Annotated in this window: 13 protein-coding genes and 7 tRNA genes; all 20 read right to left on the reverse strand. The window is 41.1% G+C overall.

Translation table 11 applies throughout. The annotated features are described in order from the left end of the window. Positions 1-28 precede the first annotated feature (28 nt). Positions 29-109 (reverse strand) — tRNA-Leu (locus DW650_RS13180). Positions 110-233: 124 nt separating this feature from the next. Further along, a complete protein-coding gene (locus tag DW650_RS13185; protein ID WP_117921029.1) occupies positions 234-974 on the reverse strand; it encodes an energy-coupling factor ABC transporter ATP-binding protein in 741 nt (246 codons plus the stop codon). A gap of 47 nt (positions 975-1,021) precedes the next feature. Then, on the reverse strand, positions 1,022-1,819 hold the full coding sequence (gene cbiQ, locus DW650_RS13190; RefSeq protein ID WP_117921030.1) for a cobalt ECF transporter T component CbiQ: 798 nt from the start codon (positions 1,817-1,819) through the stop codon (positions 1,022-1,024). Further along, on the reverse strand, positions 1,812-2,816 hold the full coding sequence (locus tag DW650_RS13195; protein WP_117921031.1) for an energy-coupling factor ABC transporter permease: 1,005 nt from the start codon (positions 2,814-2,816) through the stop codon (positions 1,812-1,814). The genes cbiQ and DW650_RS13195 overlap by 8 nt, the downstream gene beginning before the upstream one ends. Positions 2,817-3,235: 419 nt before the next feature. Then, on the reverse strand, positions 3,236-3,487 hold the full coding sequence (locus tag DW650_RS13200) for a dTDP-4-dehydrorhamnose 3,5-epimerase family protein (protein WP_118210179.1): 252 nt from the start codon (positions 3,485-3,487) through the stop codon (positions 3,236-3,238). Positions 3,488-3,658: 171 nt separating this feature from the next. Continuing rightward, positions 3,659-3,731, reverse strand: a tRNA-Lys gene (locus DW650_RS13205). A 17-nt stretch (positions 3,732-3,748) separates the two neighbouring features. Next, positions 3,749-3,820, reverse strand: a tRNA-Gln gene (locus DW650_RS13210). 70 nt (positions 3,821-3,890) lie between these two features. Further along, a tRNA-His gene (locus tag DW650_RS13215) sits at positions 3,891-3,964 on the reverse strand. A 42-nt stretch (positions 3,965-4,006) separates the two neighbouring features. Further along, positions 4,007-4,080: transfer RNA gene (locus DW650_RS13220), tRNA-Arg, on the reverse strand. Positions 4,081-4,171: 91 nt separating this feature from the next. After that, positions 4,172-4,242, reverse strand: a tRNA-Gly gene (locus DW650_RS13225). A gap of 6 nt (positions 4,243-4,248) precedes the next feature. Next, a tRNA-Pro gene (locus DW650_RS13230) sits at positions 4,249-4,323 on the reverse strand. A gap of 140 nt (positions 4,324-4,463) precedes the next feature. Beyond that, a complete protein-coding gene (locus DW650_RS13235; protein WP_022111716.1) occupies positions 4,464-4,943 on the reverse strand; it encodes a metallophosphoesterase family protein in 480 nt (159 codons plus the stop codon). A 49-nt stretch (positions 4,944-4,992) separates the two neighbouring features. Next, a complete protein-coding gene (locus DW650_RS13240) occupies positions 4,993-5,589 on the reverse strand; it encodes an XTP/dITP diphosphatase (RefSeq protein WP_117921032.1) in 597 nt (198 codons plus the stop codon). A gap of 106 nt (positions 5,590-5,695) precedes the next feature. After that, the gene (locus DW650_RS13245) at positions 5,696-6,757 is read right to left on the reverse strand and encodes an N-acetylmuramoyl-L-alanine amidase family protein (protein ID WP_118210180.1); all 1,062 of its coding nucleotides are present in this window, start codon (positions 6,755-6,757) and stop codon (positions 5,696-5,698) included. A gap of 14 nt (positions 6,758-6,771) precedes the next feature. After that, the gene (locus tag DW650_RS13250; protein ID WP_117921034.1) at positions 6,772-8,475 is read right to left on the reverse strand and encodes a lectin like domain-containing protein; all 1,704 of its coding nucleotides are present in this window, start codon (positions 8,473-8,475) and stop codon (positions 6,772-6,774) included. Positions 8,476-8,489: 14 nt separating this feature from the next. Continuing rightward, positions 8,490-9,644: a THUMP domain-containing class I SAM-dependent RNA methyltransferase gene (locus tag DW650_RS13255; RefSeq protein ID WP_117921035.1), complete on the reverse strand. Its 1,155-nt coding sequence runs from the start codon at positions 9,642-9,644 to the stop codon at positions 8,490-8,492. Between the two features lie 65 nt (positions 9,645-9,709). Then, a complete protein-coding gene (locus tag DW650_RS13260; protein WP_117921036.1) occupies positions 9,710-10,015 on the reverse strand; it encodes a rhodanese-like domain-containing protein in 306 nt (101 codons plus the stop codon). Between the two features lie 101 nt (positions 10,016-10,116). After that, a complete protein-coding gene (locus DW650_RS13265; protein ID WP_118210181.1) occupies positions 10,117-10,323 on the reverse strand; it encodes a hypothetical protein in 207 nt (68 codons plus the stop codon). A gap of 158 nt (positions 10,324-10,481) precedes the next feature. Beyond that, the gene (locus tag DW650_RS13270) at positions 10,482-12,773 is read right to left on the reverse strand and encodes a cyclic nucleotide-binding domain-containing protein (protein WP_117921038.1); all 2,292 of its coding nucleotides are present in this window, start codon (positions 12,771-12,773) and stop codon (positions 10,482-10,484) included. A 105-nt stretch (positions 12,774-12,878) separates the two neighbouring features. Continuing rightward, positions 12,879-14,081 (reverse strand): bifunctional phosphopantothenoylcysteine decarboxylase/phosphopantothenate--cysteine ligase CoaBC, encoded by a 1,203-nt coding sequence (gene coaBC, locus DW650_RS13275; RefSeq protein ID WP_118210182.1) that lies wholly within the window; start codon positions 14,079-14,081, stop codon positions 12,879-12,881. Positions 14,082-14,303: the final 222 nt, after the last annotated feature.

The following is a 14,303-nucleotide window of genomic DNA, read 5'->3' on the forward strand; positions in this document are numbered from 1 at the left end:
TCTTAGCTTTCCGGCTATTTTTTATTCATGCGGGTGACAGGACTTGAACCTGCACGTCGGGGACACTAGAACCTAAATCTAGCGCGTCTGCCAATTCCGCCACACCCGCAAACCACTTTGCCATTATATATTAGCACTCGCAAAATTGCAAGCATTTTTTCCTCACATTTCTCCCTCTAAATCAGAAACGGCTACTGTTCACACATACTGTGCGAGTAGCGATTACAGCCATTTTAAATACATCTTCGATACAAAGACAATGGCAGCTCCAGTCCATGTGCCTCTAACAACTCCCTGTCGCTTAAAATCTCCTTTGTTGCCCCATCACACACAATTCTGCCCTCCGACAGTAAAATCGTTCTGTCACAGGTATCCCATACAAAATCCAGATCATGTGAGGCCACGATTTTCAGATAGGAAAACTCATTCAATACCCGGATCAGATTTCTGCGGTTTTTCGGATCAAGTGCCGCCGACGGTTCATCCATCAGTATAATATCCGGTTTCATGGAAAGGATGGTTGCGATTGCCGCTAACTTTTTCTCTCCTCCTGACAGTTTATGGATCGGTTTATTCGCAAGATGTTCAATGTGTACCTCGGCAAGTGCCATTTTTGTCCTGTATGCAACCTCATCTTCTGACAGACCATAATTCTGTGGTGCAAATGCCACATCCTCATATACATTCGGCATAAAAAGCTGATTTTCAGAATCCTGAAACACATATCCAGCCATTTTTCTAATCTGAGCTAATGTCTCTTTTTGTAACGGTACATTCCCGATACTGATGCTGCCTGAATCCGGAGAATACAAACCGACAAGTAATTTTAAAAGTGTTGACTTTCCTGCCCCGTTTGCACCGACAACGCCAATCGACGCCTGCCCATCCGCTGCAAATGATATATCTTTCAAAATAGGATTTTCTTTTTCATAGGAAAAATTCAGATGCGTTACCTCTATATTAATCTGTCCCATATTTTCCTCTCTCTTTCATCTGTCACAAAACAGTTTCTCTTTACCATCTAAAACAAAGTTCCCACCAGTTGTCCAACCGCAAAACATCGCAATATAGTAAACACCGCGATCCATAAAACAAGATACACTGCGTCTTTCATACAAAACCGTATCTCTTTTTTCAGTCCAAATATTCCCTGAAACCCGCGCAGACACATACTTTCGTAAATCAACTCTGCCCTGTCCATGCTTCGGATCAGCATCTGTCCCATCAGAGATCCCCACACCTTAAAATGAATGCCTTTCTGTCCAGGTGCCCTAAGTTCATATGCCTGCACCACCCGCTGTGTTTCTGCCAGCAATACAGAAATATACCGATAAATCAGCCATACCTGCATCACAATGACTTTTGGCAGACGACATATCTCAAGCGCAAAGCAGATTTTTTCGATCGTTGTTGTCGCAATCAGAAGATACGATGCCAGAACCGCAAAAACTCCTTTTATCATCAAGGTCAGCATTGAAATCACTCCACCACTAATTTCAATCTGTCCCACATTCATTACGATCTGCCTGTCAAAAAAAGGATTAAATATACCTGCCACACAGACAAGCGGCAGCACAACACGCATCCGCCATAACGCATCCTTTACAGAAATTTCATTCATAATAAAAAGAATAACCGGATAAACTGCCATCACAAGCAGTCCACTCAGGTTATACTTAGAAAAAGAAACAACTGTCCCTATATACAAAATTGTCACACATAATTTTACAAGAGGGTGAACCTGGTTCACCCACCTGTCTTCATTTGCCAGTTCCTCGATACTTTTAATCTCAGAAACTGCCCTTTGAATTTTACTCATGCTTTTGATTCTTTCCAAAAAATTTAAATAGATAACAGCCTCCGATACATACAACTACAACCACTGCTGCACCAGCTACACCGGAAAACGATGTTCCTGCCATGCTCTCATTGTTTTTAAATGCATAATCCGGAAGCAGCGCTGTATGCTCCTGAATCTCTGCTGCTGTCTTATATGCTGTTCCTTTTGCATCTAATTCTGTGGTTCCTGCAACCTTTTCCATAGACCATTCCAGTCCGTCCGGATATGCTGAAGCAAACAGAGAAAGTCCGCCACCGATCAAAACAGTTAAAACTGCGAGAATCGTCACTGTCTTTTTCAAAGAAAAACGTGATGTCTGTTTCTGTGTACTTTCATCTGTACCCCAGAGCAGCTCCGGTCTTGCCTCATATACAAAGCAAAGCACTGCTGCCGTGATCAATCCCTCGACCAGACCGATTGCAAGATGGATCGGCTGCATCACTGCCACAAATGTCCCAAACGGAAGCTCCGTAATACCGGAAACAAGTGTCTCTAATGTAACAGAAAATGCTCCCATCTGCAATGTCAGTACACACCCCAGCACAGATGCTGCAATAATCTTCTTTTTGGATGCTCCCCGACGCATCATTGGCTTCCAGATCAGCAATGCTCCTATAAAACATCCATAGAATGCCATATTCCATATATTACAGCCAAGCGCTAAAAGTCCGCCATCCGCAAACAACAGACACTGTATCAAAAGAACCCCTATCATGGTAAGAAATCCTGCGTAAGGTCCAAGTAATGCAGAAAGCAGCATTCCTCCGCACAAATGTCCGGAAGATCCTGTTCCCGGAATTGTAAAATTGATCATCTGGGTTGCAAAAACAAAAGCTCCCATAACTCCCATAACCGGAACTTTCTTAGGCTCATCTAACGCCCTTACCTGTCTTACTGAATATCCGCCCGCTGCTGCTGAGCAAAGATACATTGTTGTCGCAACCGCCGGTGCAACAAGCGCATCTGCCATATGCATATTAAAATACCGCCTTTCATTTATCTTTGAACATATTAGCAAAAATCTGGTCATACCACAAGCCTTTTGTCACAGATCTTTCTACTTTTTCCGCTTTTGACACATACACTAATCCTTTCCATTACTTCCATAATACTCCTATTGCGAAAATGTTACATAATTGTTACAATTCTTTATGTAATCGGCCGATACAAAAAGATTGCAAGATGACCGCAATCAATAAAATAAGAATAAGGAGGACGAAACTATGTGTTTTAATTTCAATAGCTGTTCCGAGTTATTTAATGCTATCTGCAAATATTTTAACCTCGGTTGTTAATTAATTTACCCCGGTCTCTGGCCGGGGTATTTTTCTTTTATCTATCTGAATATCAATTCCTATACAGTAGAAATCTACTTGTTTGCTACATACACCTGTCTTAAAGCAGTTCTTTCAGCCACATAGCATTTTCATCTTTTTCCGAAATGATATATTTATCCTCTGGCCATTCGCTGCCCTTCCATATAAGATTCGGATCATCGTATCGCACAGCACATGCTGCCTCCCCGCAAAAATCCTGATCCACGCACCACTGCATCAGTGTATTATCTTCCAAGGTCAGATACCCGCGAAAATCTTCAAATGCGGGTGGAGTAAATATTTGTGGTTTATCTGATGAAAAGTGATTCATTTATTACTACCTTTCTGAAATGACTTTAGAATAATGTTTTGGCACTCTGATCTTGCGGACACGATGCGGACATAAAACTATCAACTTTTGATTACTTTTTGTCACTTCAAAAATTGTAAAAAAATGGCGGAAAGCCTTGATTTTACTGGTTTTCCGCTATTTCCAATCTAATGAGACATCGGGGATTCGAACCCCGGACAACTTGATTAAAAGTCAAGTGCTCTACCAACTGAGCTAATATCCCATATATTTTATTATAAGCTGGGCTAGCAGGATTCGAACCTGCGAATGCTGGAATCAAAATCCAGTGCCTTACCGCTTGGCGATAGCCCAACAAGAAATATAAGACCAACATCTTAAAGACATTGTCATATTTCAGACCTGTTGCACTAGTCGCAACAAAGGTGGATACAGGGATTCGAACCCTGGGCCTCCAGAGCCACAATCTGGCGCGCTAACCAACTGCGCTATACCCACCATACGGCTATAAAGCCTGACACCTTATTAAAAATAAGGAAATGTGCTCGAAGGGATTCGAACCCCCGACCCACGGCTTAGAAGGCCGTTGCTCTATCCAGCTGAGCTACGAACACATTTATCACATCTGCCCTGCAACTGATTGCCCGCTTCACAAGCAAACATGTTGCCACATATTATGCTTTCCATAATAATTTGCAAATGGAAAGCGGGTGATGGGAATCGAACCCACGTATCCAGCTTGGAAGGCTGGTGTTCTACCATTGAACTACACCCGCACACAATCGGGGTGACAGGATTCGAACCTGCGACCTCCTGGTCCCAAACCAGGCGCTCTAGCCAAGCTGAGCCACACCCCGATATGAACTTTTAATATTGAAAAGCAAGTTTCTTAAGTGCTTGTCTTTTCCGTCTCATCCGTGACGCAAGAGTTATTATATAGGACTCAAACATAAATGTCAACACTTTTTTTATATTTTTTCAAAAAAATTTATTTTTCTTATAAATACTCTATTTCATAGTGCGCCACACCTTTTTTATCTATGTCCATCAGAATATACGAAGGGCGCTTTCCCTCCTGTCGCGGATAGGAAATACTACCGGGATTCATGACAACAATCCCGTCACCATATTCGATCAGCGGAATATGGGTATGTCCGAACATTGCAACATCCGCTCCACGCGCTAAAGCCTCGCGCTTTAAATCCTCAATCCCGGAACCGACATAGTAATAATGCCCATGTGTCATAAACACACGGTAATTTCCTACCATGATCTCCTTTTCACGCGGCAAAGAAGAGAAAAAATCATTATTCCCCGCAACGATTTCAAGCGGACAGCCGCAGAGTTCCCCTATATAATCCTCATATCCTTCTGCATCTCCAAGATGGATCACAAGATCCACCGGGGAAACTCTCTCTAAAACAACTTTTAAATTTTCATGTTTTTTATGTGTATCGCTAATAACCAGTACTCTCATAAGGCTACCTGCCCCATCCTATGTATTTCCAATCCCCATTCTTTATACATCAGATTCCATACTGATTCAGTTTTTCCTTCATGGCACGCAATGCCTTACCCCTGTGACTGATCTGATTTTTCTGTTCTTCCGTAAGTTCTGCCGTAGAACACCCGAACTCGTCCACGTAAAAAATCGGATCATATCCAAACCCATTACTTCCTGCCGGCTTTTCTCCGATATATCCTTCAATCGTTTCTCTCGTAACAAGCACATCTCCATTTGGCATTGCAGCCGCAATAGCGCAGACAAACCGTGCTGTACGTTTTTCCTTCGGCACACCCTTTAATCTGTCTAAAATAGCCTGATTTTTGATCGTATAAGACGTATTTTCCCCCATATAGCGGGCAGAATACACTCCCGGTTCCTTGTTCAGATAATCTACTTCAAGTCCGGAATCATCTGCAAGAACGATATCTTTGGTAAACTGTGCAACTGTCTGTGCCTTGATTTTGGCATTTTCCTCAAACGTTGTTCCGTCCTCTACAATATCTGCCTTAATTCCGGCTTCTTTCATTGAAAGGATCTCTGCATCCATATCCCCTAAAATTTCTCTGATTTCTTTCATTTTACCGGCATTTCCGGTTGCAAAAATAATTCTGTTCATATCACTTCTCCATTTCACACTAATCTCTATTCCTGCGCTGCCCTCAAGCGCATCTCAAGTTTGTGCGTAATCACAAATCTTGCATGTGAAAAATGCATTTTTCACATTAATAGCCTTCTTCAAATGCACGCAGTATTGCATGATAAATGCCAAGTGCTGCTTCCTTCTGATAATCCTCCGAACGCAGCAGATCAAGCTCCTCCTGATTCGTCATAAAACCAACTTCAATCAGCGCAACCGGAACTTCACTTGTCCTTATGATATAGATACTGTCTCCCTCAACAAGCCCCCGGTTTCTGCTATTAAGCTGTCCTGTCACTTCCTCTAAACAGATCTGCGCAAAACGTTTGCTTCCAAGTTCACTCGCATCAGATTCATTATACATGACTGCCGTACCATGTGCAGAGGACATTCTTCCACTGTTTGTGGAGTTGTTATGTACACTGATAAATAGATCAGCATCCGACTTATTTGCAAGCTGCACCCTCTGATCAAAAGTAGGGTTGCTGTCATCTGTTCTGGTGTAATAAACACCAATATTGTGATCATCTTCATCAAGTATCTTTTTTAACTGGAGCACGATATCAAGGTCAATTTCTTTTTCATTGACTCCCTGCTTGTTTGCTCCCGGTGCACGTCCTCCGTGTCCCGCATCGATTACGACTACTTTATCATACACTTCCTGTGGTGTCAAAAAGTCAAAATAATAATATGCATTGTCATATTCTGTTTTTAATTCGTACACACGATCCATTACGATCTCTATCACACCATCCTCTCCCTTACTGGAATAGGAGAGTGTCGCAATGTGATTACTGCTTCCTGTGATCGGTCCATTTTCAAAATAAGAGCGGTCTGTCCCCGGAATACTGATCCTTATCGTCTGTGTCACATAATCATTTGTAAATTGGATATCAGATCCTGTTACACCTTCCGGCAATTTCAACTGCAACTGTCCGCCATGAACCTGTTCTGATGTATCTGCAGCAACAATTTCAAGATCTTTCATCTCTGTCTGGTTTTCCGCATATTCCTGCTCTGCTAAGCGTTCTTCCCTCGTTTCCACAGCCCATGTATGGATCTGGGGAAAAAAAGGAAGTCCAATGCAGACTGCTGCCGTAAGTACCACAACAACTGCTGCCGCAAATTTTAATACTTTATCTTCCATGTAATAACTGCTTTCTATCGATTATCGCTGAATGCCTTGATACAAAGATTCGATTTTTCTACGGTATCAACACTCACCCATTTCGAACCATTTACACTGATATAACTCTCTCCATCATCTAAGTCTACATTTTCAGTCGCCTCATCCGCAGCATACTCAATTGCCATCGGATGTACAGATCCAGGGGTAATAATATGCAAAACAACTGCATAACGCTCCCCCGCATCCACTTCAATCCCCTGATTAAAGTCAACGGTATAATAACCTGCATTTCCCAGCTTACCGGATGCAACCGGGATCATCTTCTCCAAAGACGATTCATCCGCAAACTGACGCACAACATATAATTCATACTGCGAATCTTTTCCAGTTGCATAAAAAGATGCTGCCTTTAAGGTTTCATTTCCCTCTGCAGTAAAAACATTTGCCCCATAGATACTGTCTTTATTGTAACCAAGCTGACCAACCCAGCCGCACAGATCACTCTGATAAATATGATCATAATTATCTGTATTTTCTATATCCGTATAAACAACATTATGTGTTCCAATGTTTGTATCATAATAAGAGATATAAAAAAACCCGTTTTCTCCAAAATTATCGCCCCAGCTGTTCTGACAGATAAAAGCTCCATCACCTTCAAGATCTGTATTAAAATTATCCTTTGAGTAAGAATCATCCCATCCGACGATCACAACATCATGGTTTGGCTTTTCCGTACCAATATAGCAGTAGGCATTCGTACTTTTATTATAATATGGAGAGGAAGACTGTGAGCTTCGCAGTGCATTATAAATGGATGTCTGCACTCCACCATACTTAAATACAGCTTCTTTTATTTTTTCGTAATCCTTGCTCTCGATGATCTGCATTTCCTGCACATGCTTTACTGCCGTAAGATTCTCATCCGTCTGGTCATCTCCATAAGGATCATCCTTTTCATAAACAGGTCCCTTCCATGCTGCAAGATATGCCATTCCCATGGTATATTCGCCACCATCATTCTGAGTCATATTAAATCCATTACACAGTGTCATATGATCCACTGAATACTGTGCGCTCTCCTCCGGCAGCAGCGATGATTCAAGTGCTCCTAATGCTGCAAATGACCAACAGGTTCCATAACTTCCCTGATTACGCACTTCCGCTGTCCGTTTTCTGTCCCTTAGATCATAACTGGTCGGCACGATCGATGCATCCGAATTATCTACAGCCTGTGCCTCATTTTCCTGCATATCCCAGCTATATGTATAATCCATATATTGTGACAGATCATTGAGACTGACATAATACTCGTTCTCTATCATGGTAAACGGAGATGTGATCTTTTCAATATCACCATTCACAGTAGCAGTTCCCTGATCCAGTGAAAAGGAAATATCACTGGAATGTTTTTCCACAACCAGCCTGTCCCCATCATAAATGTGTGCACTGCAGTTTAACGCATCCCGCAGAATGGAAACAGGCATCATAATGTCTAAATTATCATCCATATAAAATTTATATTTTTCATTGGTATACTGTTTATTGTCAATGATCACAGACAGCAGATTATCATTCACACTTGACGCGATCAGCGGATTCCAGGTTTCTGCTTCTAAACTTGCTCCCCGGAAACTGCCGATCTGCTCATATTCTCCACCGGGTATATTATATTTTATCAAAAAAGCAATCGCCACGATTCCACCAAAGGCAATAAATCTTTTCGAATAATGCATGAATCAGAATCTCCTTAATGAAAATTATCACGTTTTGGCGGTTTTGGTCCCATAAACTGATAAAAGTACGTCTTTAACATTCCGTTATAAATCTTACGGTTTTTATCCGCCTTCCGCCCTATGTAACGCTCTGTGTCCTCATAACTGGTGATCAGATACATCGACCATGCATCCAATCTCCGGTATGCCTCCCCGATCTGACTGTATAATTCCGGCAGATCCGCTTTATCTTCTAGGCGCTCTCCATATGGCGGATTTGTCACGATAAAACCATATTTCTTCGGATGGTGCAATTCTGCCACAGGTCTCTGCTGGAAATGGATCAGATGGTCAACTCCTGCACGGACAGCATTCTGTCTCGCCGCTTTTACCACATCACCGTCAATGTCATATCCCTGGATATCCACGGTAATATCATCATTGACCATATCCTGTGCTTCTTTCACACACTCATACCAGACTTTACGGTCTATGATATTTGTCCATTGCTCTGCTGTAAATTCACGATTCATTCCAGGTGCGATATTTGCAGCGATCATTGCCGCCTCTATCGGGAATGTTCCACTTCCGCAAAACGGATCTACAAGGATACGATCCGGTTTCCATGGCGTCAGCATCAGTAAGGACGCCGCAAGTGTCTCCGTCAGCGGTGCTTTGCTGGTCAAAGTACGATATCCCCTTTTATGCAGGGAATCCCCCGATGTATCAAGTGTTACCATGACTTCATCCTTTAACAGAAAAATACGCACCGGATACGGTGCTCCATCCTCAGCAAACCACTCTTTATGATATTGCTGCTTTAACCGCTCTACCATTGCTTTTTTCGCGATCGACTGAATATCAGACGGACTGAACAGTTTACTTTTGATAGAAGATGCCTTTTTTACCCAGAACTTACCATTTTCAGGAATATATTTTTCCCACCGAAGTGACTTGATTCCCTGAAATAATTCTTCAAATGTTTCCGCATGAAAACGCCCTACCTGAATTAAAACACGTTCTGCCGTGCGCAGGAAAATATTCGCCCGGCAGATTGCCTCCTCATCTCCGGTAAATGTGATTCTTCCGTCTTCTACTCTGTCTATCTCATAACCAAGATCATAAATCTCTCTTTTCAATACCGCCTCTAACCCGAAATGGCACGGTACCACAAGTTCATATGTTTTCATGAATTCTCCTTACTGTTTCTTTTACCTTAGTATTATATTATCCGTTCTAAAATACCCTGTCAATGTTAATCATAACCATTATATTGTCTGATCGCCCGCATTCCTCCAACAACTGTATACACCTCGTAACCGCATTTTGCAAGCTGCCTTGCTGCCAAAAGGCTCGTACTACCATATTCGCAATAAACGACTAATGTTCTGGTTCTGTTAAAACGTCTCATCCATCCATTCATTTCCTCATATGGACAGCAATATGCACCCTTATAATGTTCTTCCCGGTAAACTTCTCTCTCCCTCACATCAAGCACCAGAGCATGCTTACCTAAAATGATCTGTTCCATCTCGCGTGGATGTATCGTAAAAAATGCCATAATACCTCCGAAATAAAAACAGATTACAAAGCGCTGCCCTGTAATCTGTTCTTCTGCAAATGTTTTCCTTACATTATATGCAGTTTTCGGTATCTGTGTTCTTATTTAGATACGTTAGAACCTGTGCTATTCTGACCGGATTTATTCTGTCCGTTACTGTTTGTTGATCTGTTCTGTTCGTTGCTGTTTGTTGCCTTGTTGGAAGACTTATTTTTTGAGCTGTTCTGCCCATAGCTATTTTCATAGCTGTCCTCGTAACTGTTTCTGCAATTAGATCCACTGTTTGTTTTGTCTGCGTTCTTTGCCATTTCTTCCTCCATTCCGGTGCCCTTTTGCACCTGCTTCCTGCAATTTGGATGGCATGTACTTTTAACTGCATACAATTTCTGTCATACACAATTTCAGTTACATGCACTTTGGTTTGCATAAATATTATTAGAAGAAATGCTTTCAATTATACATACAGTTACATCATATAATATTCTAAATTATCTTTCAGTTCATCTGTGATCTTACCGCCCGCCTTCTGATATTTATCATAGACGCCATTGATGCGCTGAATTTTTTTCGTCATTAAAATATCATATCTCTGCCATGCATTCTGATACATTGGATTAGACTTTAACTCTTCTCTGATCTCCTTCGCAAATGGACAATATGTCACAAGGATCTCTCTTGAAACTTTATTTAAACGAAAACTTCCTTTTGACTCATATTTGATCCAGTTCTGATAATCTTTTACAAACACCTCACGGTAATTATTTTTTCCACGAAGCAGTGCACTTTTTATCTTTTCTTTTGCCTCAATCGAAAGATCATGATTCTTCTTGTAAAACTGAATATAATCACAATACTCTGCTGTCAGGGATTTATCACGGATATCATTCCAGTGAACACCCTGAATTTTGCGGCAGATCTCCCAGCGGTAACGTCCTGTCGTTTCAACCATCATATCATCAAGATCAACAGCTGTAAAAATAGGGAACATATATCTTGCCGGTGTATCACGTCTTACACCCGCAGTCTCCTGCCACATCATCGCTCTTGTTCCTGCATTCGGCATCAGAATAATATTCGGAAGTACTTCTTTCATGATCTCTTCACGATTGATTCCCTTATCCGGATCTGAAAATACAACACCTCTGTAAAATACAGAAAAATCGACCTTTCGCACTTTATTCATGGCATCCTCGATCTTCTGTGCTGTAACAAGCATCTTATCAACAGAATTGATCAGGTCATTCTCTCCTAAAATCGGACAAAATGTCGATACCCTGCCATAAGTAACGCGGTTTCCGGAAGTAAACATATTCTGTATCTCAAATTTTACCTTCATCTCACGGTTATTTGCATACTCCCGCATCTGTTTTTCGTTTACTTTTCCAGTTTTTTTCAGTTCAGCCAGATAGCCCGTATAATCCAGATCAAATTCATTCTTTGACGGCTCATTCTGACCATTATAAATCGTTTTTAACCACTCAAATATCGTAAAAATATGATCCGAGTTACAAACTTCTAAATGCTCTGTCAGATCATAAAGGATATTGGCATTGTCCTCACCCACCATCTGTACATCCATAAAGCCGAAATTTAAAAACATCTCTATGATCGGTGTCGGTTCATCATCATCTTTCATCACATTCATAAATACTTTATAATACGCATCATAAAATACCTGTGAAAGCTGTTTTCTAAGCTGGAATACTTCCGCATCTGTGGAAAGCATATCCGGAAGATCCCTGTACTTCTGGATCAGTTTTCGCATATCTTCGATGCGCTCCGGTGTATATCCGGCATAAGTTAAGATATGTTCTAAGCAGTCTTCTGACTCTTCTTCCTCATCCCATTCCTCATCAGAAATATTATCATCTTCTCCCGGTGTGGCAAACTCATCAATTGCATACTGCGTAAAATCATGATTTTTATACTCATTCAGACGATAGGATACCAGTTTATCATCATAAATATTTAATTTACGGATAACTTCCGCAATTTTATCCATACGTTCTTTTAATGGGGTCACATCATAATGATTCATTTCTGCCTGTATTACAAGCTCAAAATAAAGATGGAATAAATCGTTTTCGGATTCTGATAATAAAATATCCTGATTGTATTTCAGATAATCAACCATCTCGATAATTCCCTGCATAACACGCCTTGTCTGATAAGAGGCTTCCATAATAGCCCCGATACAAAGGCTGTCATCTTTTTGCATGAGCTTTATGTATTCATCAAGATATCCTTTTTTTGTAAGACTGGTACTGTTATTAACTTCCCAGTTCTCTGCCATATGTACCATATCAAGCGGTTTAAAGTTGTCCATCCTCGGAAAACCCTGTCCGTCAATGCGCATTTGACTGCAAAGCATGGTATAATCATTATATTCAGTTTCCACAAATGTATGAAACTGTCTTACCAGATTCTTAAATCCGGCATACATCTCAAGCAGCATCTGCCGCTGTTTTAAAGCAGCACGAAGGAGTGTTCCACGCATGCTCTCCTGACCGTTTAATGCATTGATCAGATCATCTGCTGTATTATATGGAAAAACTGCAAGTACAGAATCTTCTCTTGCGATATAGTCACACAAATATCTGTCTTTCTCCGAAACACCGATCACACTTTCTTTGTTCAGAACAATCCTCGCGTAGGAATTTCTCTGTACGACCGATCCTTCTAAAATTAAATACCATGCTTTTACTTTTTCTTTTTGTTTCGCAATTACCTGATTTTTCTGTACCTTAATTGTCTCCATATACCCTGTCTCCTGTCTGCATTTCATGCTGCAACACTTTTTAATCTTTATTCCTGTCTGCTTCTTATACTGTATTTTTCTTATACTGTATTTTTCTTTAAAAATTTATTTACTATTTACTATTTTTAATTTTAACAATTCATCCAACAGACATTTCGCTGCTTCATCTTTACTCATAAGCGCAAGCTCTTTTTCCCACTTTTCTGTGATCAGCGTCAGCACATTTGTGTCACCGGCAAATCCGGCCCCCTGCTGTTTTAAATTATTTGCAGCAATCATATCAAGATTCTTCTTTTCGCGTTTTACCCTGGAGTTTTCCAACATATGCTCTGTCTCCATAGAAAATCCACATAAAACCGTTTTACCTTTATTCTTCCCAAGCTCTGCAAGAATATCTGTTGTTTTTTCCAGTGCGAGTGATAACTCACCTTCTGATTTTTTGATCTTCTCATCTGCAGTATGCGCTGGCGTATAATCAGCCACTGCCGCTGCCTTTACAATAATATCCTGTTCTTTCGCGCGTTCCATGACTGCCTGATACATATCCTTTGCAGATATCACAGGAACTGTTTGCACAAACATTGGCGGCTCTAATGCAGTCTTGCCGGTCACAAGTGTCACTTCTGCACCACGAAGCATAGCATTCTTTGCTATGGCATATCCCATCTTTCCAGTAGAATGGTTTGATATAAAGCGAACCGGATCGATTGCTTCCTGTGTCGGGCCTGCAGTTACCAGTACTTTCAATCCCTGCATATCTTTCTCAAATGCAAGTTCTCTTAAAACATACTCAACCAATGTTTCTTCTGATGGAAGTTTTCCATCACCAGTATCGCCATTTGCAAGCATACCGCATACCGGATCTATAATCTCGTATCCATGCCGCTTCAATTTTTCCAGATTTTCCTGCACAATTGAATTATGATACATATTATGATTCATTGCCGGTGCAACCAACACTTTGCAGGTACATGCCATCACTGTCGTAGTCAGCATATCATCCGCAATCCCATTTGCGATCTTTCCTATCACATTTGCAGTAGCAGGTGCAATAAGCACCAGATCTGCCTGCTTTGCCAACGCAACATGTTCCACTGAAAATTCAAAATTACGGTCAAAGGTATCGATCAGACATTTATTGCCGGTCAGTGTCTCAAATGTCGTTGCAGTAATAAAGTTAGTCGCGTTCTGTGTCATCAGGACATGCACATTACAGTGCATTTTCTTTAACATCCGTGCTACATTTGGCATCTTATATGCCGCGATCCCGCCGGTTACGCCAAGAAGTACTGTCTTTCCCTGAAGCATTCTATTTTCCTCCTGCTCTCGTTCTTTTACGATACGATGCTTTTTTAAAATATTTTATACTGTTTTTATGTATTTCGCAACACCTGATTCGTTCTCTTTTTCTTAATTGATTGCCCTTCGCTCCATCGTTAGAGCGCATCCATGGTACTTAAACCTAAAAATGGAGACATGATAAATCATGTCTCCATACATACGTGCGCGAGAAGATTCGAACTCCCGACA

Source organism: Roseburia sp. AM23-20 (assembly GCF_003470905.1).
Taxonomy (GTDB): domain Bacteria; phylum Bacillota; class Clostridia; order Lachnospirales; family Lachnospiraceae; genus Roseburia; species Roseburia rectibacter.